At 41.6% G+C, this 20,800-nt stretch carries 24 protein-coding genes; 14 read left to right on the forward strand and 10 right to left on the reverse strand.

The features are described 5' to 3' along the window. From WC743_RS27155 to WC743_RS27170, 4 genes are all read right to left on the reverse strand, one after another. Positions 1–249, reverse strand: a 249-nt coding sequence (locus WC743_RS27155) for a metalloregulator ArsR/SmtB family transcription factor (RefSeq protein ID WP_373016702.1), incomplete at its 3' end; no start/stop codon positions are given. Positions 250–583: 334 nt separating this feature from the next. Next, the gene (locus tag WC743_RS27160) at positions 584–1,180 is read right to left on the reverse strand and encodes a hypothetical protein (protein ID WP_373016703.1); all 597 of its coding nucleotides are present in this window, start codon (positions 1,178–1,180) and stop codon (positions 584–586) included. Continuing rightward, positions 1,177–3,324 carry a molybdopterin cofactor-binding domain-containing protein gene (locus tag WC743_RS27165; RefSeq protein ID WP_373016704.1) on the reverse strand — a complete coding sequence of 716 codons (2,148 nt, stop codon included), beginning with the start codon at positions 3,322–3,324 and terminating at the stop codon, positions 1,177–1,179. Before WC743_RS27165 ends, WC743_RS27160 begins: the two co-directional genes overlap by 4 nt. Further along, a complete protein-coding gene (locus WC743_RS27170; RefSeq protein ID WP_373016705.1) occupies positions 3,321–3,791 on the reverse strand; it encodes a (2Fe-2S)-binding protein in 471 nt (156 codons plus the stop codon). Before WC743_RS27170 ends, WC743_RS27165 begins: the two co-directional genes overlap by 4 nt. 301 nt (positions 3,792–4,092) lie before the next feature. On the opposite strand from WC743_RS27170, the gene WC743_RS27175 reads away from it, so the two are divergent. Together WC743_RS27175 and WC743_RS27180 are read left to right on the forward strand one after the other, a co-directional pair. Then, positions 4,093–5,346 carry a YdcF family protein gene (locus WC743_RS27175; protein ID WP_373016706.1) on the forward strand — a complete coding sequence of 418 codons (1,254 nt, stop codon included), beginning with the start codon at positions 4,093–4,095 and terminating at the stop codon, positions 5,344–5,346. Positions 5,347–5,355: 9 nt separating this feature from the next. Continuing rightward, a complete protein-coding gene (locus WC743_RS27180; protein WP_373016707.1) occupies positions 5,356–6,234 on the forward strand; it encodes a hypothetical protein in 879 nt (292 codons plus the stop codon). Between the two features lie 130 nt (positions 6,235–6,364). Here WC743_RS27180 and WC743_RS27185 read toward each other — a convergent pair whose 3' ends face one another. Continuing rightward, positions 6,365–7,822: an NADP-dependent isocitrate dehydrogenase gene (locus WC743_RS27185; RefSeq protein ID WP_373016708.1), complete on the reverse strand. Its 1,458-nt coding sequence runs from the start codon at positions 7,820–7,822 to the stop codon at positions 6,365–6,367. A gap of 203 nt (positions 7,823–8,025) precedes the next feature. On the opposite strand from WC743_RS27185, the gene WC743_RS27190 reads away from it, so the two are divergent. Further along, a complete protein-coding gene (locus tag WC743_RS27190; RefSeq protein ID WP_373016709.1) occupies positions 8,026–9,165 on the forward strand; it encodes a 5-(carboxyamino)imidazole ribonucleotide synthase in 1,140 nt (379 codons plus the stop codon). Positions 9,166–9,318: 153 nt separating this feature from the next. Then, positions 9,319–9,813, forward strand: a complete 495-nt coding sequence (gene purE, locus WC743_RS27195; protein WP_373016710.1) for a 5-(carboxyamino)imidazole ribonucleotide mutase — start codon at positions 9,319–9,321, stop codon at positions 9,811–9,813. A 180-nt stretch (positions 9,814–9,993) separates the two neighbouring features. Here purE and WC743_RS27200 read toward each other — a convergent pair whose 3' ends face one another. Next, positions 9,994–10,557 (reverse strand): YqgE/AlgH family protein, encoded by a 564-nt coding sequence (locus WC743_RS27200; RefSeq protein WP_373016711.1) that lies wholly within the window; start codon positions 10,555–10,557, stop codon positions 9,994–9,996. Between the two features lie 107 nt (positions 10,558–10,664). Between WC743_RS27200 and pdxH the strand changes: the two genes are divergently transcribed. The 3 genes from pdxH (at position 10,665) to WC743_RS27215 (ending at position 13,132) form a co-directional block, all read left to right on the forward strand. Further along, positions 10,665–11,312 carry a pyridoxamine 5'-phosphate oxidase gene (pdxH, locus tag WC743_RS27205; RefSeq protein ID WP_373016712.1) on the forward strand — a complete coding sequence of 216 codons (648 nt, stop codon included), beginning with the start codon at positions 10,665–10,667 and terminating at the stop codon, positions 11,310–11,312. Then, complete coding sequence (locus WC743_RS27210) at positions 11,309–11,806, forward strand: NADH-quinone oxidoreductase subunit C (protein WP_373016713.1); 498 nt, start codon at positions 11,309–11,311, stop codon at positions 11,804–11,806. The genes pdxH and WC743_RS27210 overlap by 4 nt, the downstream gene beginning before the upstream one ends. Before the next feature lie 120 nt (positions 11,807–11,926). Continuing rightward, complete coding sequence (locus WC743_RS27215; RefSeq protein WP_373016714.1) at positions 11,927–13,132, forward strand: NADH-quinone oxidoreductase subunit D; 1,206 nt, start codon at positions 11,927–11,929, stop codon at positions 13,130–13,132. A gap of 103 nt (positions 13,133–13,235) precedes the next feature. On the opposite strand, the gene WC743_RS27220 is transcribed toward WC743_RS27215, so the two are convergent. Both WC743_RS27220 and WC743_RS27225 read right to left on the reverse strand, forming a co-directional pair. Further along, on the reverse strand, positions 13,236–14,360 hold the full coding sequence (locus WC743_RS27220; RefSeq protein WP_373016715.1) for a S1C family serine protease: 1,125 nt from the start codon (positions 14,358–14,360) through the stop codon (positions 13,236–13,238). Then, positions 14,361–14,927, reverse strand: coding sequence for an RNA polymerase sigma factor (locus WC743_RS27225; protein WP_373016716.1), 567 nt, complete (start codon positions 14,925–14,927; stop codon positions 14,361–14,363). 202 nt (positions 14,928–15,129) lie between these two features. On the opposite strand from WC743_RS27225, the gene WC743_RS27230 reads away from it, so the two are divergent. From WC743_RS27230 to WC743_RS27250, 5 genes are all read left to right on the forward strand, one after another. Further along, on the forward strand, positions 15,130–15,363 hold the full coding sequence (locus tag WC743_RS27230; RefSeq protein ID WP_373016717.1) for a hypothetical protein: 234 nt from the start codon (positions 15,130–15,132) through the stop codon (positions 15,361–15,363). Between the two features lie 167 nt (positions 15,364–15,530). Next, positions 15,531–15,734: a hypothetical protein gene (locus tag WC743_RS27235; RefSeq protein ID WP_373016718.1), complete on the forward strand. Its 204-nt coding sequence runs from the start codon at positions 15,531–15,533 to the stop codon at positions 15,732–15,734. 79 nt (positions 15,735–15,813) lie between these two features. Then, a complete protein-coding gene (locus WC743_RS27240; RefSeq protein ID WP_373016719.1) occupies positions 15,814–16,035 on the forward strand; it encodes a hypothetical protein in 222 nt (73 codons plus the stop codon). Between the two features lie 122 nt (positions 16,036–16,157). After that, positions 16,158–16,364 carry a hypothetical protein gene (locus tag WC743_RS27245; protein ID WP_373016720.1) on the forward strand — a complete coding sequence of 69 codons (207 nt, stop codon included), beginning with the start codon at positions 16,158–16,160 and terminating at the stop codon, positions 16,362–16,364. Positions 16,365–16,482: 118 nt separating this feature from the next. Further along, on the forward strand, positions 16,483–16,926 hold the full coding sequence (locus WC743_RS27250) for a hypothetical protein (RefSeq protein WP_373016721.1): 444 nt from the start codon (positions 16,483–16,485) through the stop codon (positions 16,924–16,926). A gap of 1 nt (position 16,927) precedes the next feature. Here the strand turns inward: WC743_RS27250 and WC743_RS27255 are convergent, their stop codons facing one another. Both WC743_RS27255 and WC743_RS27260 read right to left on the reverse strand, forming a co-directional pair. After that, complete coding sequence (locus WC743_RS27255) at positions 16,928–17,386, reverse strand: PA2169 family four-helix-bundle protein (RefSeq protein ID WP_373016722.1); 459 nt, start codon at positions 17,384–17,386, stop codon at positions 16,928–16,930. Between the two features lie 86 nt (positions 17,387–17,472). Continuing rightward, positions 17,473–17,640 (reverse strand): hypothetical protein, encoded by a 168-nt coding sequence (locus WC743_RS27260; protein ID WP_373016723.1) that lies wholly within the window; start codon positions 17,638–17,640, stop codon positions 17,473–17,475. 195 nt (positions 17,641–17,835) lie between these two features. Between WC743_RS27260 and WC743_RS27265 the strand changes: the two genes are divergently transcribed. Together WC743_RS27265 and mqnC are read left to right on the forward strand one after the other, a co-directional pair. Further along, positions 17,836–19,332: an ATP-binding cassette domain-containing protein gene (locus tag WC743_RS27265; RefSeq protein WP_373016724.1), complete on the forward strand. Its 1,497-nt coding sequence runs from the start codon at positions 17,836–17,838 to the stop codon at positions 19,330–19,332. A 162-nt stretch (positions 19,333–19,494) separates the two neighbouring features. Continuing rightward, positions 19,495–20,619 (forward strand): cyclic dehypoxanthinyl futalosine synthase, encoded by a 1,125-nt coding sequence (gene mqnC / locus WC743_RS27270; RefSeq protein WP_373016725.1) that lies wholly within the window; start codon positions 19,495–19,497, stop codon positions 20,617–20,619. Positions 20,620–20,800 lie beyond the last annotated feature (181 nt).

Here is a 20,800-nt window from a genome sequence, read left to right on the forward strand (position 1 = left end):
CTCAATAAAGTCGGCTACCTCTTTCATCTTTTTTGCATTAATATGATAGTAAATTTCCCTGCCGTTTTGCTCTTGTTCAAGCAATTCACACTCGGTGAGTATTTGCAGGTGTTTTGAAACTGTTGGCCTTGCTGTGTCAAAGTTTGAGGCTATTGCACCTGCTGTGAGGGATTGTGAGGCTACCAATAGAAGTATAGCCCTTCTTGTCGGGTCGGCTATGGCTTGAAACACATCTCGTCTTAAATTCATTGCGTAGCTATTTGACTACAAATATAAATGTAGTTATTTAACTACGCAATTTTTCTGTGATTTTTCTTATGGATGTTTTTTGCTTGGGCACAGGACTTTCCGCGTTCACTTTATAACACGTTATTGCAGCTGATTTTTGCTACGAATGGGCTGCAAATCCCGCCGGGGGGATTAAGTTAAAGGAGTAAATAGTTTTAGTTTATAAAACTTTAGGAAGTTAAACACATCATTAAAAGATAACACCAATGAAGGCGCGTATTTATACTGCTTACAATTTAGGGTTACAGCTAACTAAACCCTTTCGTTTGCAATGCTAAACTTTAAAATTATCAAATCATTTAGCCGGAGCGTAAGCCCCTGTGGCAAGCCATGTTATCCACGCTTTCTTGAATGCCGCATGGCTCATTGGCGGAAGTGTGCGGCCTTCGCCCGGCTTCCAGCCGGCCAACACCAGGCCATCATCCGCGTGCTCAATCAGTTTCTGCATATTCTTATGACCGTTTTGATTAGGATCTACAAGTTGTTTGGCTAATTGGCGCGGTGTGCGGCCCTGGAACACCATTTTCATATCTGCCGGCGGCAGGTGCCAGTTAGGGTTGCCGGGCGGCGTATGCAAACCAGGAGTATTTGCAGGCTGATGACAGTTGGAACATTTCATTGCATAAACACCCTTACCATCAACGCCTCTTTGAGGCGACATTGTGTGCAGGCGGCTATCGTCTCCCTGCAGCGGGATATTTCCTGCCGGATGGCAATTCATACAGCGGGAACTCATCAATACCGTATATACCTGTTTAAAGGCTTTAACAGAGGCTACACTATCTTTGCGTACCGCCAAATAATTATGGGGTTTAGCATCTTCCGACTTAAAAGACAATACAATTAAGCCCGCGGCAAATAAAATAATACCGATAAAAATTAATTTTTTCATGCCTTCAGAGTAAGTTTAGTATTCATGATGGGCAAATTATAAATGCGCTTGCCTGTAGCGGCAAAAATGGCATTTACGATTGCTGGCGCAGTTGGCGGCACAGCGCATTCACCGGCTCCGCCCATTTTCTCGTTGCTGTCTACAATAAACACATTTATCTCGGGCGATTCATTCATACGGGCAATGCGGTAGTCATAAAAATTATTCTGCTGTACCCTGCCGTTCTCCAGCTTTAATTCGCCATATAAAGCCATTGTTAATCCGAAGATGATGCCGCTTTCCATTTGCGCTTTTACACCGTCGGGGTTAACAGCCAAACCACAGTCTATCGCACAATCAACCTTATGCACCTGTGCCTTGCCATTGTTTATACTCACCTCTGCAATTATGGCTACATAGCTACCAAAAGCTTCATGTACCGCCACGCCTTTATACCGTCCTTTAGGCAGTGATTTTTCCCAGTCGCCTTTGTCGGCAACCAGGTTAAGTGCAGCAAGGTGGCGGGGATGATTTTTAAACAGCGAACGCCGGTATTCTACCGGGTCGCGGCCAGCTGTATGTGCCAGTTCATCCATCATGGTTTCCATCACGTAAGCTGTGTGGGTATGCCCCACAGAACGGAACCACAGTACAGGCACAACTTCTTTTGTATTATGCAGGCCAATATAATGGTCAGGTACGCTATCAAGATAAGGAGAGCCTTTTACTCCCTCTACAGAAGTATCATCAATACCATCTTTTAATGGGCCAAACATACCAGCGCCCTCCATGATCGATTGTCCTGCAATATTATGTTTCCAGGCAACAGGCAAGTCATTCTTATCCAGCCCTACTTTAACGTTATGCACAAAAAAGGGCCGGTAATAACCGCTTTTCATATCATCTTCGCGTGTCCAAACCATTTTCACCGGTTTACCGCTGGCTTTGGCAATATGAACAGCTTCCACCACGAAATCGGAGCCTGGTGTAGCGCGACGACCAAAGCCGCCACCCAAAAAAGCCACGTTTATTTTAACCTGTTCTGGCTTTAAGTTCAATATTTTTGCGGCCCCAACCTGGTCTATACCCGGTAATTGTGTTCCGGTCCAGATCTCACAACTATCTTTTTTTATGTGAACGGTGCAATTCAGCGGTTCCATCGGGGCATGTGCCAAATAAGGAAACACATATTCAGATGAAATAAGCTTAGCCGATTTGGTTAGTGCTGTAGTCGCATTACCTTTTTTCTGGGCAGGAAGCCCGTCTGTAGCTGCCAGTTTTTTATACGCCGTAGTTTGTTTTGCCGTAATTAAACTTGCCCCAGGGCCATCATCCCAGGTGACCTGCAAGACTTTGCGCCCCTGTTGTGCCGCCCAGTAGTTATCGGCAATTACGGCAATACCGGTTGGGATCTGCACTATCTGTCTTACCCCGGGGACAGCTTTAGCTTTAGTGGCGTCATATGATTTAACCTTACCGCCAATAACAGGCGCATGTGCCACAAGTGCGGTTAACAATCCCGGAAACTGGATATCCATTCCGAATTTAGCTTCACCATTAGTTTTTACACCTGCATCTATACGCCTGGAGCCTTTACCGATGTATTTCCATTCTGTTTTCGCACGTAAGGGGACCTGCTGGGGCACCGGCAAAAGTGCTGCCTCAGCTGCCAGTTCGCCATAAGTATATTTCTTGTCTCCGGCAGTAACAATACCCTTTTGTGTTTTACAATTTTGAATTGCAACTCCAGAACGTTTAGCAGCCGCCTGTGTTAACAGGATACGGGCAGTTGCCCCGGCATTACGGTAGCGGTCAAACTCAGACCAGGTGGTACTGGAGCCACCAGTGATCTGGATGCCATAGACAGTATGGTTATAGGCTTTGTCAACACCGCTATGTTTAACAGTGACCTGGTTTAGATCTACATCCAGTTCATCGGCCAGGAGCATCGGCAGGGTCGTCCAGATCCCCTGCCCCATTTCCACGTGGCTGAGGTAAACCGTGATCGTATTATCGGTTGCAATATTTAAAAAAGCATTTGGTGCGAAACCCGCAGCTGCTGTTTTACCTAAAGCGGCCAGCTTATTAGCTTGCGGTATGGTAAAAGATATGAGCAAACCACCACTGAGCACTGCACCAGACTGTAAAAAGCTACGTCGGTTCATGATTTTGCTCCTTCCTGCTGCAATTGTGCAGCTTTATGGATAGCGGCCCTAATTCGGGGATAGGTGCCGCAGCGACAAATATTACCAGACATGGCATCGTCAATATCCTGATCGGTAGGCTTCGGGTTTTCCCTTAATAACACAGCGGCAGACATCAGCTGTCCCGACTGACAGTAGCCACACTGCGGCACATCGAATTCGGCCCAGGCTATTTGTAATGGATGATCATTGCCTTTAGAAAGTCCCTCTATGGTAGTCACCTGCTGTCCGGCTGCACGGCTAACCTTGGTCACGCAGGAACGTACGGCTTCGCCGTTCAGGTGAACCGTACAGGCGCCGCACTGGGCTACACCGCAGCCAAATTTAGTACCGGTGAGTCCTAACAGGTCGCGGATGACCCAAAGCAGGGGCATATCAGGGTCGGCATTTACCTCCTGCTGTTTTCCGTTGATAGTTATGGTTAACATATCCGTAATTATAAGTTTGGATGGACATTGTGTGATAGGTTATAATAAAGATCGGTAATTAAAACTTCGGCAGATTGCACTATTCAAACAAAAAGTTACTCTTTTCAAACAAAAATCTTTATAAATAACTCCAGGTACCTGTTATTATTAGGTTTTATCGCTTTAAACAAGACGCCTATAACGTCTCTTCCGCCCCGGGCCGCTCAGCCAAATCCCCCCGCTACAGTATAATTTAATATAAACGTATAATAACTCTAACCTTTAGTTTATATCAAAACAGTTCCTTGCGGCCCAATATACTATGAAAACATTTCTCTTAATACTCGTTGCGCTTATTCTCACAACAGGTGAAGATTTTGCCCAAACATCCGATCCTGACCCTCATTATAAGTTAGTTACAGCAGGCGATTGGGTAAAATCAAAAAACTATTATCTGCTTACTTTATTTGAACAGGATAAAGAAGTACGCGCCCTGTTTAAAAACGACCCTGAACTGGCCGGGCTTACCCAGGCTAAATTACTTGCTTTGCAAACCTCAATTACTAATTGTAAAGATGCCTTATGCCTACCTGAACAGCTTAAATTTACCAATAATGAGATAGAAGCTGTAAGTAACCGTCTAACTGCTTTATACAAGAACGGCAATGCTTTAGATCGCCTTGTTAAAATGCACCTTATACCATCAGGCACTTATATTCTATATAAAACACTAACACCTGCCAAATTACTGGTAAAAGCATGGGAGCAAGACGCTGCTGCTGTAAATTACACCATAGATGTTTATGCTGAAGGCAAAAAGCCTAACTATCCGGCAATAGATTCAATAAGCTTTAAAACCACTGCCCGGGCTTATTATACTTTAATGTACGATTGCTCTGCAGTTGTAATGGCTGATGTTAAAAATACGCACTTGTTTTTTAAGCCGGCATTACAAGCGGCCCTAACCTATCTGGAAATTAATGAAAGGCAGGACCCGGCAAATTACGAGCCTATGGCAGCTACCGCAAATAAAGCCGCTTTTGATAGGGTAAAACTAATTAAGTGGAATCAATTCCCCTACTCTCACATACTCGTTCCCGGTGCCGGACCGGATAATTTAACAACGCCCTTAAGTGGCGAAGGGATGCTGCGCTGCAGGCTCGCCGCTATACAATACCAGCAAGGTAAGGCTCCTTTCATCGTAGTTTCAGGTGGGAATGTACACCCATTTAAAACCAAAAACAATGAGGCGCTTGAGATGAAAGTTTATTTAATGAAAAAGCTGCACATCCCGGAGAGTGCTATTATTATAGAGCCACATGCCCGGCATACTACAACCAATATACGTAATGATGCAAGGCTGGTATTCAGGTATGGTATCCCGTTTACCAAGCCCGGGTACATTGTAACTGATAAATCGCAGACCGATTTTATTATGACAATGGCCGGCAGGTGTGAAAAAGAGCTCAAATATGTGCCTTATAAACTGGGCAGGCGCATTTCTGAAACGGAATTGGAATTTTATCCGCTTATTGAATCGTTACAAATTGATGCAGACGAACCGCTTGATCCATAGGGAAATATTATGAAAAAGAACATCATTCCAATAATAACAGCATCAGCAATAATAGTTTTTTGTGCTTTTATAACCGCTAAATTTGAAACCAGGCTTGTTCGCGCAATAACCATCGACTCATTGGGCGCATGCCAGGGAATATCTTATCAAAACGGACGAATCTTTTTGTATGGAGATCGCGAAGTTGGCATGATACGTGAATTTAAAATGGTTAACGATAGCCTGGTTTATCAGCATAAAGAAGTTAAACTTACCCAAAATGGCCAGGATGTAATTAACCACCCAACCGGAATAGCTTATAATGGAAGCGGGCCTGTTTTTATAGGGAACTCCATTCGCCTTAATACCGAAGGTACAAAGTGGAGGGCCGTGATCTATTGTGTAAACTGGGATGGATTATTACAAAGTGGTACACTTGATGGAAACCTGATAAATACAATAGAGGATGATGCCTGTATACAAGGCACCCGCCCCGAGTATGTAAAATATAATAATAAATGGTATGTTGCTACTGCAGATTATGGCGGCCATGCTAATGAAGTAAGGCTGTACGATCCGGAGAAATTGAAGAAGGCATCAAAAACCAGCGATGAAGGAGTTGTATTTAAAAAATTCACTTGTACCCCATGGGTACAAAACCTGCACTGGATAGCCGGTAAGGGAGTTTTAGTGCTGGTTCAAAATAAGGTAGAAGGGCGTCAATGGCGATTAACTTATATCGACTTGAAAAAATCTATTGAAACGGGTAAGCAAGTAATAATTAATGAGGTAGATACTATTGACAGGCCCGATGAACTGGAAGGGTTTTCTTTTATTGGCGATCAAAAAAATGGGATCGCGGTTAGCTCATCGCGCAAAAACAATGTTAACTTTACTATTACACAATAGAAACTGATAAAACAAAATGGCTGAATAACCATTTGCTTTGCAAAGCAAGTTATTCAGCCATTATAAGTTAATATGGTGCCCGGCCACTTATCAGTCCGTCCCTCATTTTAAAACTTAACTTGTTTTTAAATTATTGTCCCTGTGCAAGGGTATAACCAATTTTACCGCCAAATTTCATCAGGAATTCTACAGAGCATACTTTAAAATCGGCAGACAGATCAGCTGCTATAAGCAATATTTCTTTCTGGGTTATCTCGGTTCCTTCTTTCTTTTCAAAACGGATACGGTATTCGTTCACCAGTTCTGTAAAGATGGAGCCGGTTGGCCATACCTGCGTACCGCGGTTTGATATCATTACCAACTGAAAGTTATCGGTTTGTTTTCTTTGCGCCAACTCGGCCAGCTCATTAGGCTGCTTGCTCGATTCCACAAAAACATCAACCCCTACCATCTCCTCTTTTACATTGGTGCTGGTAACGGTCAGTTTATTTTTTAAAGGATGATCATGGTTAGCTTTCACTTCCATATCCGGCTGGGCAATAACAGCGCCTTTTTGAGGCACCTGGCCTAAATTAGCAATAATGGCATCGGCAAATGTATCGGTATTGGCAGCCTGGGTTGCCTTATCACCAAAATCACCTGTATGTATACCTTGCTCTAAGGTGTAAAGCAACGCGTTTTCAATAGTTGCAGCGCCTGTAGTAAAGCCCAGGTAACGCAGCATCAGTATACCTGATAATAACAGCGCGGTAGGGTTTGCTATACCACGGCCGGCAATATCGGGCGCTGTACCGTGCACGGCTTCAAAAATAGATATATTATCGCCAATGTTTGCAGATGGGGCAAAGCCTAAACCACCTACTAAACCGGCACAAAGGTCAGATACAATATCGCCCTGTAAATTAGTTAACACAATAGCCTGGAACATTTCAGGGCGCGAAACCAATTTCATACACAGGTCATCAACAATAATGTCTGATGATTCAATATCAGGGTATTCCTTGGCTATTTCCTGGAAGGTTTCAAGGAACAGGCCATCGGTTAGTTTCATAATATTGGCCTTGTGGCCGCAAGCCAGTTTGGTATAACCCTTACGGCGGGCCATCTCAAATGCATAACGGATAACCTGTGCCGATCCCGGACGGGTAATAATACGGCGGCCAACAGCTACGTCATTAGTTAATAAGTGCTCAATTCCACCGTAAGTATCTTCAATATTTTCACGAACAATAGTAAGGTTTATTGTAATGCCTGCTTTTGAAAAAACAGTATCAACACCGTTTAATGAGCGAAAATCGCGCTGATTAGCATAAGTGTTCCATACTTTGCGGGCAGTAACGTTTATACTTTTTACACCTTTACCTTTTGGGGTTTCCATTGGGCCTTTAAACAATAAGCCAAGGCGCTCAATAGTTTCTTTTGCTGCTGCGGTCATCCCGGTAGAGTGGCCTGCATCAAAATAAGATTTCCCCATTTCTACATACTCATAATCGAGCTGTACGTTTGCGGCTTCAAATATACGAAGCACGGCTGCCATTATCTCCGGGCCTATACCGTCACCTTTTGCTACTGCTATTTTGGTTTTCATGAAAATTTATGATGTGTAAAAACAACGGCAAATATAGGCGTTTTGGGCAAATTCCCTGCATTTTGGTGGCTATTCCATTCAATTTGTGACATTTAAACCAGCATTAAATTTGTTTAATTCAATATCAGTTTTCGCTATCATAACAAGAAATAAATGGTAGCCCTGTTTTTGAAAGATTTAGGCTAAATTTGCAACCTATTACTATGAAAGCATTCTACGGCGATTTAAGATTAGGCATTTTAGGCGGAGGCCAGTTAGGCCGCATGCTTATACAACAGGCAATAAATTACAACGTAACCGTTAAGGTGCTTGACCCCGACCGTGAGGCGCCCTGCCGCCGTTTATGCCACGAGTTTGTTGTAGGCTCTTTAGGCGATTACGAAACCGTTTATAACTTCGGCAAAAAGGTTGATATGCTTACTATTGAGATAGAGAAGGTTAACGTTGATGCACTGGAACAGCTGGAAAAAGAAGGCGTGCTGGTTTATCCGCAATCGCGCATTATTCGCCTGATACAGGATAAAGGCCTGCAAAAGCAATTCTTTAAAGAAAACGATATCCCCACGGCCGAGTTCCAGGTGATATCATCGGCACGGCAATTAAAAGAAAGCCATATCCCCTTCCCCTATATTCAAAAACTGCGCAAGGATGGTTATGACGGCAAGGGCGTTTATAAAGTGGCTAATGAAAGTTACCTTGCGGGTGCCTTTACAGAGCCAAGCCTGATTGAACGTTGGGTTGATTTTGAAAAAGAGATAGGTGTAATAGTTGCCCGTAATGAGAATGGCGAGGTAAAAACCTTCCCGATGGTAGAGATGGAGTTTAACCCGGAAGCTAACCTGGTAGAGTTTTTAATATCTCCTTCTACCCTGCCGTTTGAAGTACAGATGGAAGCCCAGAATATTGCTGAAAGAATAGCTGATACATTGAATATTGTTGGCCTGCTTGCGGTAGAAATGTTTTTAGATAAGCATGGCAGGATATTGGTTAACGAGCTTGCCCCCCGCCCGCATAACAGCGGTCACCAAAGTATTGAAGGTAATGTAGTATCACAGTTTGAGCAGCATTTAAGAGCGATATTTAATCAGCCTTTAGGTGATACCGCCTGCCTGAGCAATGCCATAATGATAAATATTTTAGGCGAAGCCGGATATGAAGGCCCGGCCGTTTACCAGGGAATTGAAAAAGTTTTAAAATGTGCAGGTGTTTATGTGCACCTGTATGGTAAGGCATTAACAAAACCCTTCAGAAAAATGGGGCATGTTACTATAATAGATAACAACAGAGAGAAGGCGATAGAAAAAGCAAGATACGTGCAGGAAACGCTGAAAGTGATAGCGTAGTAATAATAATAAACTGTGTCATTGCGAGCGATAGCGTGGCAATCTCGTCGCATGCTAAGCGTTCATGCATTTGCGACGGGATTGCCACGTCGCTACGCTCCTCGCAATGACATAATATAAAAGATTTAATCAAAAAGCTTTAAGCAATATACCATGAGCCAACCTAAAATCGCCATTATAATGGGCAGCAAATCAGACCTACACATTATGCAGGATGCCGCGAATGTTTTAAAGGAATTGGGTGTTGATTACGAAATAACAGTAGTATCGGCCCACCGCACGCCCGATAGGATGTTTAGCTATGCCCGTGCCGCTGCAGGCCGTGGTATAAAGGTGATCATAGCAGGCGCAGGTGGTGCAGCGCATTTACCCGGCATGGTGGCTTCATTAACTCATTTACCGGTAATTGGTGTCCCCGTAAAATCAAGCAATTCAATTGACGGCTGGGATTCTATCCTGTCTATTTTGCAAATGCCCAACGGCATCCCAGTAGCAACGGTAGCCCTTAACGCGGCTAAAAACGCAGGCATATTGGCTGCACAGATCCTGTCTACCGCAGATGAACATTTAGTAGCTAACCTTATCGCTTTTAAAGAAAAATTAAAGCAAACTGTTGAAGCCTCCGCAGCCGAGATGGAAGGGAAATAACTATTGCTGAGCGAGAGCGAAGTATCTATAGACAGCCGTTATGCATGTCGACAGATCCTTCACTGTGTTCAGGATGACAAGACGGGGTATGTCATGGTGAGCTTGTCGAACCATTAGTCGATAAACCCTACGCACAATCCTTCGACATGCTCAGGATGACCCACCTGAATAAATCCGAAATCAATTCAGCATCGGGTTCTCGGGGAAGTTTGCAATATGCGCATACCGCTGTCCAAGGCTTATTACCACTTCTTTCCAAAGATTGTGCTCATTATTGCTGAAAATGATACCTGATTCAAATTTGTTGGCTACGATCCAGGCATCTTCGCGTAACTCATCATCAAGCTGATTGGGGGTCCAACCGGAATAGCCTGTAAAAAATTTAATTTCGCTTTCCTGTAAACGGTAAGTGTTTATCAGATCTTTTATCTGCTCAAAATCTCCACCCCAAAAAATACCATCCCATATTTCAATACCACCTTCAATTTTTTCAGGGCAGCAATGTATATAATGGAGCGTATTGGCTGCTACAGGCCCGCCCATATATACAGGTATCTCTGAGTATGAAACATCAGACAGGATATCGCCAAGCAGATATTCGCCTTGATGGTTCAAGATAAAACCCATAGCCCCGGCTTCAGAATACTCTGTAAGCAGGATCACCGACCTCTTAAAATTAGGATCGGGCATAAATGGTTCCGAAATTAACAGCCTGCCTGCGGCCGGCGATATGGGACTAAGCATAGGTTATAAGTTTTATTAATAACACTAATTGTAAAAATATGTTCTTTAATCATTAAAATGAACTATATACAATATGTACGGTATAATTAATTTGTAAGTTTGCGATAATGGACCAAAAAGATATAGAAAATTTAAGACAGGATTACAGCGCGGCTTCGCTAAGCGAAACCGATGTTGACCCCAACCCAATGCGCCAGTTTGATAAATGGTTTAACGAAGCCATTAATTACAAGGTACATGAGCCTAATGCCATGACACTGGCCACTGCAACACATGATGGCCGCCCGTCTGCAAGGATCGTTCTATTGAAAGGATTTAGCGAAGATGGCTTTAAATTTTATACCAATTATTTGAGCCGGAAGGGTAAAGAAATAAGCAAAAACCCACTTGGCGCCCTTATATTTTTTTGGGGCGATATGGAAAGGCAAATACGCATTGAAGGCACAATTGAAAAACTGGACAGGGATTATTCTGAAAAATATTTTCACACCCGTCCAAAATCGAGCCAGATAGGTGCTATGGCATCGCCGCAAAGCCAGGAAATTCCCGGCCGTGAGCAACTGGAACAAAAAATGGCGCAACTGGAACTGGAATATGCTGATACAGAAGTTCCGAAACCATCTTTTTGGGGCGGCTATGTTTTAAAGCCACGCTTGATAGAATTTTGGCAGGGACGCAAGAACCGACTGCACGATAGAATAGTTTACAAGAAAACAGATAATAAAAACTGGAAGATCGTTCGCCTGGCACCATGAGTTTTGATGATATTAAATTATTGCTTACCAACAAGTTTGGTGAAAGTGTAATTACCGGCGAAGAACGTACCGGTATGCAACCCGCCCTGCTTGTTGACCCCGACAGGATTGCCGAGGTTTGTTTGGAGCTGCGCGATAATTCAAAAACACATTTTGATTTTTTATCATGCCTTACAGGTGTTGATTATGGTGTTGATTCCGGTCGGTTTGGGGTGGTTTATCACTTATCATCCATTCCATATCATTTGCAGCTCACTTTAAAAATAAGTAAGGAAAATGATCGCAGCGAGGATAACTTACCATCGTTCCCCAGTGTAGCATCGGTTTACCGCACTGCAGACTGGCACGAACGCGAAGCATATGACCTGGTAGGTATATTTTTTGAAGGCCACCCTGATCTGCGCAGAATATTATTGCCAGATGACTGGGAAGGCTATCCGCTAAGAAAAGATTATAAAACAGCGGAGTATTATAAAGGGATAAAGATAGATTGATTTCGGATTTTAAATAAACATACAACGTCATTGCGAGGTACGAAGCAATCTTCTATAGAAAAGTCAGCCACAAGCATGTAGAGGATTGCTTCGTACCTCGCAATGACGGTAAAAATTAAAATGTCAACTATAACAAATTCAAAATATAACGAAGCTTTTAATCGCTATAACAAAAAAATAGCTGATGCTTCTGTGGAAGACATGGTTTTGAACATGGGGCCGCAGCACCCGTCTACGCATGGTGTTTTGCGGCTGGAGCTGATAACAGACGGGGAAATAGTAAAAGAGGTTATCCCCCATATTGGTTACCTGCACCGCTGCTTTGAAAAACATGCCGAATCACTAACCTACCAGCAAACTATTCCATTTACCGACAGGATGGATTACCTGGCATCAATGAATAACAGCCATGCCTGGGTAATGGGTGTTGAGCGTATGCTGGGTATTGATAAGGATATCCCTAAACGTATTGAATACATTCGTGTGCTGGTATGCGAACTTAACCGCATCGCATCGCACCTCATAGCTATTGGTACCTACGGTATTGATATTGGCGCCTTTACTCCTTTCCTATGGTGCTTTCGCGATCGTGAGCACATAATGGGTATGCTGGAATGGGCATCCGGCTCGCGTATGCTTTATAACTATATATGGGTAGGTGGTTTATTTTATGACCTGCCTGTTGGCTTTGAAGAACGCTGCCGTGAATTTGCAGAGTACTTTAAACCCAAAATGGTTGAGCTTAACCAGTTGCTTACCGATAACCAGATCTTTATTAGCCGCACCGCCAATGTAGGTGTATTGCCTTTAGATGTGGCTATCAACTATGGTTGCTCGGGCCCGGTTTTGCGTGGCTCGGGGTTAAAATATGATTTACGCCGCATTGATAACTATTCCGCCTACCCCGAGCTTGATTTTGATATCCCGGTAGGCAAAGGCGAAATGGGTACTGTAGGCGATTGCTGGGACCGCTATAAGGTTAGGGTTGATGAAATAGATCAGTCGTTAAAAATGATTGAACAATGTCTTGACCGCCTGCAAAAAGAACTGAAACGCACACCTGAATTTGATCCGCGCGCTAAGCTGCCACGCAAAATAACCCCAAAAGCACAGGACTATTACATGCGTGCCGAGGGTGCCAAAGGCGAACTGGGTTTTTACTTTATAGCTGATGGCCGCTCAGAGATCCCTTTCCGTGCCAAAGCACGCGGGCCAAGCTTTAATAACCTATCGGTAGTACCCGCCATATCAAAAAACGTAATGATAGCAGATCTGATAGCTATTATTGGGTCGATTGATTTTGTATTAGGAGAAGTGGATAGATAAACGCCTTTTAGGTTAGAGACAAGAATCAAGAGTATTATTAATTGACTAAACAAAAAAGACGCAATTTCTTGCGTCTTTTTTTAATATATGCATTGTTGATTTTTTACTGATTATAAACCTTTACCATAAACACATAGTTGCGCAACCTTTTAATTTGCTGCGGGCGGCTTAAGCCTGCAAGTGTGTTCTTAGTATTCAGGTTAAATGATTTTGTTAAGGAGTCTGCAGGTATATTTTGAATGGCTTTTAACAAATAGTTTGATTTTACCGCGAATGCAGCGCCTGAGGCCTGGGTTTGTTTGCCATTAATTACCCCAATAATATTCCCTTTTTCATCAAGCAGCGGGCCGCCGCTATTACCGGGGTTAACCGGAATAGAAACCTGGTACTCAGTAGTATCTCCCTTAAAGCCTGATGCTGATGTTAATGCTCCCGGCCCGGCCCAAATATCATCGCCAGGGTAACCTAAAGTGTAAACATCTTCACCCAAATCGCTTTTAGCTTTTTTGAAGCTGTAAGGTATAGCGCCCAGATTTTTAAAAGACTCGTCATTTACCTCCAGGATAGCAACATCATATTGCGGCTCGGTATAAATTACTTTGGTACGGAAAGATTCGCCATCGGCATTTTGCACATAAACAGAATCTGCACCATTTACTACATGATAGTTGGTGATAATATACCCGTTTGATGAAAGCGCGAAACCGGTACCCCTGAAGTTACCCGGATTAGCAAACCTTTTATCAGATTTAATATCGTGTATAAGATCATTCTGAGAACGGTTAAGGTTCTCGGTAGATTTTTTAAGCTTGCCTACTTCGCGCTTTAACTCAATAAAACGAGGGTCTTTATTGGTAAGGTCACCTGTAAAATACAGGGTACAAAGTATAGCGAAGATGGCTATAGATGCAGCAACCGATATTTTTGAGTGGTGATTGCGCCATAACTGAACAATAATTGACGGATGTGCCATCAGATCTTCTTTCAGCGTATGTACATCAATTTCATTATGGATAGCATTTAGCCTGTTCTCCAGATCTAAACGCTCGCTATATTGCTTTAACAGGCCGGTAAAATTTTTATGCTCGGCTAATTTCTCATTAATAGAAGCATCCTTGTTGCGCAAGGCTTCAAACTTTGCACGTTCTTCTGTGCTCATATCGCCATTTAAATAGCGATCGATCATCTCTAAAAGTTGTTCTTCTCTCATTGCATCACCCCTTTCCATTTATTGCTGAAAAAATAATTTCTTCAGCCTTTGCAGGCACTTATATTTTTGTGTTTTGGCATTGTCTGCGTTTGTATATCCAAAACGTTCACAAATCTCCTGCATTGATTTGCTATGCATATAAAAGTCTTCCATAATAGTTTTACAGGGTTCGCCTAACAATTTCAGAGCATCCTCCATCTTGTTCAGCTGCATGTCCCTGTCCTGGTGCTTTTCAATCTCATCCTCTACAGGCAGGTATTCCTGAAAATCTTTAATATCTCCGCCGTACCTGTTCAATTGTTTAAGCCTTTTAAGCCAAAGCCGCCTACATATAGAGTATATATACGTCTTCAGCTTACTGCTTAGCTCAAAATCGCCCCGTTTAACCTTATTATAAAGAACTATTATCGCTTCCTGGTAAACATCCTTGGCATCATCCTCATTCCCGTTATTATTAAGAATAAGCTGTAAAACCATTGGAAAATAAGCCAGGTATAATCTTTTTAAAACACTATCAGAGTTATTAAGTATCCCAATGATCACTTCACTATCTGCAGGTATTTCTAAATCTATCTGTTTATTCACTACTTAATACAATTTATATTGAATTGTAACCCAACACAATGAATTATTTTTTCGTTGCCCGGATGATCATATTTTCGGCGCGGATCTGTTAGCTTCCGTCTTCTTTTTTATCAACCCGCAATATCGGTTATTAAATGATAGCTAAAAACAGTCATTGGCATTATAATTGAATTTTATAATCAAACGTAAAAAATACATCGTTATGAAAAATTTATTAAAAACAGGCCTTTTGGCTTTAATAATTGCAATTGCCGCTGCGGCATGTAAAGGAAATAACGCAAGTAAGGCCGCGCCAGATAGTACTAAAACAGATTCGACATTTACAGATACCAGCCAAACAGGGAAAGCGCCAGGTGCTAATGGTGCCCCGGGTGCAATTGATACCGGAATTGACAAATCAGGCTCGGGCGGTACCGACACAACTAAGAAATCATAATATACATTAACAAAAGCATAGCTCGGTTATTAAACAACGGGCTTTGTTTTTATATAAAAACACTACTAATTCTATAGGTAATATAATTATTTAAAAAAGATGGGTTACCTTTTGCCGTTTTGGCTATTAACATTACAAACGATTATAAATTTTTAACACTTACTAATATGAAAAACTCATTTAAGCTGGCAATATTAACTTTAGTAATCGCAGTTTCTGCTACTGCCTGTGGCGGTAACAAATCTGACAAAGGTGGCGATACCACTACAACTGTTACTGACACCACTACCGTAACCAATACAGTTACAGATAGTACCAAGAAAGATACTGTAGTAGTTGATACCACTAAAAAAGACACAACAAAAAAATAATTTTTTAATACGGGTCACCTTTTACTATTAAACGTATTAAAACCGTAAGAATATTACACTCACATTTATAAAAACAAACATGAAAAATTCATTCAAATTAGCCGTATTAGCTTTAGCTATCTCTGTATCTGCCGTTGCTTGCAAAGGTAATTCATCAACTTCTGGTTCAGATACTACAAAAACTGATTCATCTACAATTGTAACTGATACTACTAAGAAAGATACTACAGTAGCAACTGATACAACTAAAAAAGATACAACTGTTAAAGTTGAAACTAAAAAAACTGAAACTAAGAACTAATAACTTTTAGTTTTTTAGCTTTTATAAAAGGTAATCTGCATTTTTTTTAAAAATGTGGGTTACCTTTTTTTGTTTGTGGTATTAACCCTTGAAAACTATTAATCACTTTAAAAAACACAAAAATGAAAAATTCATTCAAACTTGCGGTTTTAGCTTTAGCTATCTCTGTTTCTGCTGTTGCTTGTAAAGGTAAATCAACTGGTTCTGCTGCTGATTCAGCTGCTATGGATTCAGCTAAAATGGATACTGCTGCAAAAATGGACACTACAGCTAAAATGGATACTACCAAAGCTGACACTACTAAAAAAGACACTACTAAAAAAATGTAATCCATTTTTTTGTAAAACAAAAAGGCCCCCGGTTTATTCCAGGGGCTTTTTTGTTGCCTGTGTTTTTTGAAAAACATTTGCTGATAATTTTGTTTATTGCTGAAACACCTTAATTAACATGAAATACGCTGAATGGAATAATTTAAGTGATGAGCAAAGAAAAAACGCACACTGGAGGCACCACCCGCGTGTAAGAATAGCTACTCTATTTTCTATTCTGTTTACAATTGTTTTTATCGTTTTCCTTTCACGTGTATTCCAAAACCGCAGGGTACATGTTAACCGTAAACCTAATAACAAAGAAGCTTTTGCCATAGCCAAAGCTTTTGTAAAAGAAAATGTAAAGCAACCAGAAACAGCCAGCTTTTCTAAAAATGATTTCCAAAGCAATATTGATCCGGCCAAAAACTCATACAATATATCATCATATGTTAATGCGCAGGATAGCACGGGTAAATTCACAAAAAGCCAATGGCAGGTAAAACTGGCCTATACAGGTGGCGACTGGGCCGATAAAAACAGTTGGAAGCTAATTGACATTAGCATTAGTTCCGCTAAATAAACTAACGTGCTACATTATCACGCAAAGCTTTAATTTTGTCATGAGACGCCTGCAAAATAGCTTGTTGTTTTAACAACATTTCTTTGATATATGCCGGAGTGCTTTCATCCGCTATCGCTGTTTTATAGGCATCTTTAGCAACATCCTCACCAAACTCGCATTCTTCAAGGATGCTTTTCTTGCTGTGCCGACTAAAAGCAGCTTTAACATTTAACCAGGTACGGTGCAATTTACCACTGGTTGATGTGCCAGTTTCAATATCATGACCTAAAGCAGCAACTTCTGTTGCTAACTCCATTTTAAACTGGTGGCTCTCGCCAATCATATTTGTAAAAAGATGTTTCAGTTCGCTTTCTTCAGCTTTTAGCTCCATCGTTGCGTGCTCATAACCTATAATACGGTCGTTATTTATTAAAATAAGATCGTTAAGAGTTTCTATCGCTGCTTTTGTCCTATCCATGATCGTATGTTTTATACCAAAAATAACTATGCAAAAAAGATATTGTTTTAATTAAAACAATATCTAAAAATTAATGAACAAGGCTATTATGACCTGCCTCTAAAAGCAGATATTACCCAAATGATGATAATGATAACTACAATTACAGAAATAACGCCAACAGCGGCTCCGGCTTTAAAAATGCCACCAATAATTTCACATCCGCTTAAGGCAACTACGGCAAATGCCAGCAATAATAAATTTAGTTTTTTCATGGTTATAGAGTAAGATTTATGATCAGTGAAGAATAATACAATAATGATACCTGTTTAAACAAAGCCTCTTTTATTATATAATAAGATAAGTTTTAAGTGTAAAACTGTACAGCAAATAATACAAGCATTTACACATAATTGTTAAAACACAACATTCTGCTAAGCGGCTTTGCTAAAAATTGTAATTTCGCCCGCATGATGTTTCCACTATTTTCTGCCGGCCACATATCTGTTAAATTTTCAAATAATACACTGTTTAATGACCTAAGCTTTAATGTAAACAAAGGCGAAAACTGGGCCATCATGGGCAACAGCGGATCTGGCAAAAGTGCACTGCTACAGATTATTGCCGGTAATTTAAGTGTGAGTGGCGGCAGCATAGCTTATCACTTTATGGATGGCATTCAACAAACCGGGGGCACTACTCCCTTAACCTTTCATCGCTTTATAGCATTTGCAGGCGCCAGGCATCATTTTAAAAACCTTTCAAACACAACCGATCTTTACTATCAGCAACGTTATAACTCGTCAGACTCTGAAGATGCTTTAACAGTGCATGATTACTTGTTAACCGTAAAAGCAAATAACCATGCCCCTGTTTACTGGACTTTTGATAAAACAATAGCAGCGCTGAACCTGACAGGGTTAATTGATAAACAAACCATCAAACTATCAAACGGAGAAACCAAACGGTTGATGATAGCTGCTGCTTTATTGAAGAACCCGGTGCTGCTGTTATTGGATAATCCCATGACCGGTCTTGATGTGCAAACCCGTAAAACATTCAACCTATTGTTGAATGAGATCTCGGCATCGGGCATAACAATAATCATGGCAACATCAGGTAGTGAATTACCAGATGTTATTACCAATGTGGCTGTGCTAAATAATGGTGACATTAGCGAGCGTTTAACAAAGCTGGAGTTTGAAGCAAGCGAACATAAAACCAACCACACGCCAAATATTAATGTAAATGCTTTAAGGGAATTGGTAGGTGAAAACGAACAAAGCACGTACAAAAGCATCATCAGTATGACTGATGTATTTATCAGTTATGGCGAAAAAACCATCCTCAATAAAGTAAACTGGCAGGTAAATCCCGGCGACAAATGGGCTTTGCTTGGCCCTAATGGTGCAGGTAAATCAACCCTGTTAAGCCTGGTTAATGGCGATAACCCACAGGCTTATGCCAATAATATTATCCTGTTTGATAAAAAACGGGGTACCGGCGAAAGTATCTGGGATATTAAAAGCAAGATAGGCTTTGTATCGCCTGAGCTGTACCAATACTTCCCTACCGATAATTCATGCCTGCAGGTAATAGAAAGTGGCTTTTACGATACGCTGGGCCTGTTTAGGCAAAGCAGTAAAGCCAAAGTTGATTTGGCATTAAAGTGGATGCAAGCCTTAGAGATAGACCAATATGCGCGCATATTATTAAAAAATATCCCGGCCAGCGCTCAGCGTTTATGCCTGCTTGCCCGCGCCCTCATTAAAAACCCGGCTCTGCTGATATTTGACGAACCCTGCCAGGGATTAGACGACCACCAGCAACAGCATTTTAAAGCAGTAATTGACGCTATTTGCGAACTAAGCCCGGTTACACTCATTTATGTCACTCATTACCAGCACGAAATTCCGGATAGCGTGAATAAGGTTTTGCGGTTAGATAAGGGAGAAGTGGTTGTCTGAAACAGATTTACAGGATTTCAGAATTGCCAAGATGTATTTATATAGTATTCTGATAATTCTCAAATTCCGTAAATTCTGTTTCAGACAAACGATTATGTCACCTCAACAACACCTTTCGCCTTTTACCTTTCGCCTTTAACCTCCCACTATGTATATTTGTATATGAATACAGCCGATCTGTTGCAGCGTGCTTTAGCTTTTGATTTTTTGAGCATTGATGAAGGGGTTTACCTTTACAACAATGCCTCAACTGCCGATTTGATGTACGTGGCTAATGAACTGCGTAAAATTCAGGTCCCCCATGGCAAGGTTACCTGGCAAATTGATAGGAACGTAAACACCACAAACGTTTGTATTGCCAATTGTAAGTTCTGTAATTTCTTCCGTCGCCCAGGCCATGAGGATGCTTACATAACCGATATTGAAACTTATAAAAAGAAGATAGAGGAAACTTTTCGTTTTGGCGGCGACCAACTTTTATTACAAGGCGGCCACCACCCTGATCTTGGCCTTAAATTTTATACCGATCTGTTTCGCGAGCTTAAACAGTTGTATCCAAAATTAAAACTGCATTCATTAGGTCCGCCTGAGATTGCACACGTTGCTAAACTGGAAAGCATGAGCCATATTGATGTGCTTCGCGAAATGCAAGCCGCGGGTTTAGATTCATTACCCGGTGCAGGTGCCGAGATCTTGAACGACCGTGTACGCCGCCTTATTTCAAAAGGTAAATGCGGCGGTAAAGAATGGTTGGATGTGATGCGTGCGGCCCACCAGCTTAACTTGCCATCATCGGCCACTATGATGTTTGGCCATATCGAAACCATTGAGGAACGCTTTGAGCACCTGGTTTGGATCCGTGAGGTACAATCAGAAAAACCCGAAGGCAACCACGGCTTTGTGGCGTTTATTCCATGGCCTTTCCAGGATGATGGTACACTGCTGCGTAAAGTGCGCGGTATAACCAACAACGTAACCGGCGACGAATATATCCGTATGATAGCTTTAAGCCGTATAATGCTGCCTAATATCAAAAACATACAGGCTTCGTGGTTAACGGTTGGTAAACAGGTTGCGCAGCTATGCTTACATGCCGGCGCTAACGATTTTGGTTCTATTATGATAGAAGAGAACGTGGTATCTGCCGCGGGTGCACCACATCGTTTTACAGCCAAAGGCATCCAGGATTCTATTAAAGAAGCCGGATTTGAACCCCAGCTTCGCACCCAAAAATACGATTGGCGTGATGTTCCTGCCGAAATTGAAGAACAGGTGATAGATTATTAAGAAGAGAATCAGGAAGACAAGAGCCAGGAATCAAGAAACTATTCAAAACCATTCCGCGTTAGGGATTTCTATGGCATAATCAAGAAAAAGTGAAAAGATATTCTTTGATAAAAGGGCTGTTTCTTTTGACCACAGATAAAGCTAAAGCAAGTAATTTGTTCCTGACAGCGTTAATGACAGA

Origin of the sequence: Mucilaginibacter sp. (assembly GCF_041660805.1) — a bacterium.
Lineage (GTDB): Bacteria > Bacteroidota > Bacteroidia > Sphingobacteriales > Sphingobacteriaceae > Mucilaginibacter.

Bases quoted from the DNA above. Each gene is read 5' to 3' on its own strand.
- purE (WP_373016710.1), top strand. From the start codon at position 9,319: ATGAGCCAACCTAAAATCGCCATTATAATGGGCAGCAAATCAGACCTA.
- WC743_RS27230 (WP_373016717.1), top strand. From the start codon at position 15,130: ATGAAAAATTTATTAAAAACAGGCCTTTTGGCTTTAATAATTGCAATT.
- mqnC (WP_373016725.1), top strand. From the start codon at position 19,495: ATGAATACAGCCGATCTGTTGCAGCGTGCTTTAGCTTTTGATTTTTTG.
- WC743_RS27250 (WP_373016721.1), top strand. From the start codon at position 16,483: ATGAAATACGCTGAATGGAATAATTTAAGTGATGAGCAAAGAAAAAAC.
- WC743_RS27190 (WP_373016709.1), top strand. From the start codon at position 8,026: ATGAAAGCATTCTACGGCGATTTAAGATTAGGCATTTTAGGCGGAGGC.
- WC743_RS27265 (WP_373016724.1), top strand. From the start codon at position 17,836: ATGATGTTTCCACTATTTTCTGCCGGCCACATATCTGTTAAATTTTCA.
- WC743_RS27255 (WP_373016722.1), bottom strand. From the start codon at position 17,386: ATGGATAGGACAAAAGCAGCGATAGAAACTCTTAACGATCTTATTTTA.
- WC743_RS27210 (WP_373016713.1), top strand. From the start codon at position 11,309: ATGAGTTTTGATGATATTAAATTATTGCTTACCAACAAGTTTGGTGAA.
- WC743_RS27165 (WP_373016704.1), bottom strand. From the start codon at position 3,324: ATGAACCGACGTAGCTTTTTACAGTCTGGTGCAGTGCTCAGTGGTGGT.
- WC743_RS27160 (WP_373016703.1), bottom strand. From the start codon at position 1,180: ATGAAAAAATTAATTTTTATCGGTATTATTTTATTTGCCGCGGGCTTA.
- WC743_RS27175 (WP_373016706.1), top strand. From the start codon at position 4,093: ATGAAAACATTTCTCTTAATACTCGTTGCGCTTATTCTCACAACAGGT.
- WC743_RS27200 (WP_373016711.1), bottom strand. From the start codon at position 10,557: ATGCTTAGTCCCATATCGCCGGCCGCAGGCAGGCTGTTAATTTCGGAA.
- WC743_RS27240 (WP_373016719.1), top strand. From the start codon at position 15,814: ATGAAAAATTCATTCAAATTAGCCGTATTAGCTTTAGCTATCTCTGTA.
- WC743_RS27185 (WP_373016708.1), bottom strand. From the start codon at position 7,822: ATGAAAACCAAAATAGCAGTAGCAAAAGGTGACGGTATAGGCCCGGAG.
- WC743_RS27170 (WP_373016705.1), bottom strand. From the start codon at position 3,791: ATGTTAACCATAACTATCAACGGAAAACAGCAGGAGGTAAATGCCGAC.
- WC743_RS27245 (WP_373016720.1), top strand. From the start codon at position 16,158: ATGAAAAATTCATTCAAACTTGCGGTTTTAGCTTTAGCTATCTCTGTT.
- WC743_RS27180 (WP_373016707.1), top strand. From the start codon at position 5,356: ATGAAAAAGAACATCATTCCAATAATAACAGCATCAGCAATAATAGTT.
- WC743_RS27220 (WP_373016715.1), bottom strand. From the start codon at position 14,360: ATGGAAAGGGGTGATGCAATGAGAGAAGAACAACTTTTAGAGATGATC.
- pdxH (WP_373016712.1), top strand. From the start codon at position 10,665: ATGGACCAAAAAGATATAGAAAATTTAAGACAGGATTACAGCGCGGCT.
- WC743_RS27215 (WP_373016714.1), top strand. From the start codon at position 11,927: ATGTCAACTATAACAAATTCAAAATATAACGAAGCTTTTAATCGCTAT.
- WC743_RS27260 (WP_373016723.1), bottom strand. From the start codon at position 17,640: ATGAAAAAACTAAATTTATTATTGCTGGCATTTGCCGTAGTTGCCTTA.
- WC743_RS27235 (WP_373016718.1), top strand. From the start codon at position 15,531: ATGAAAAACTCATTTAAGCTGGCAATATTAACTTTAGTAATCGCAGTT.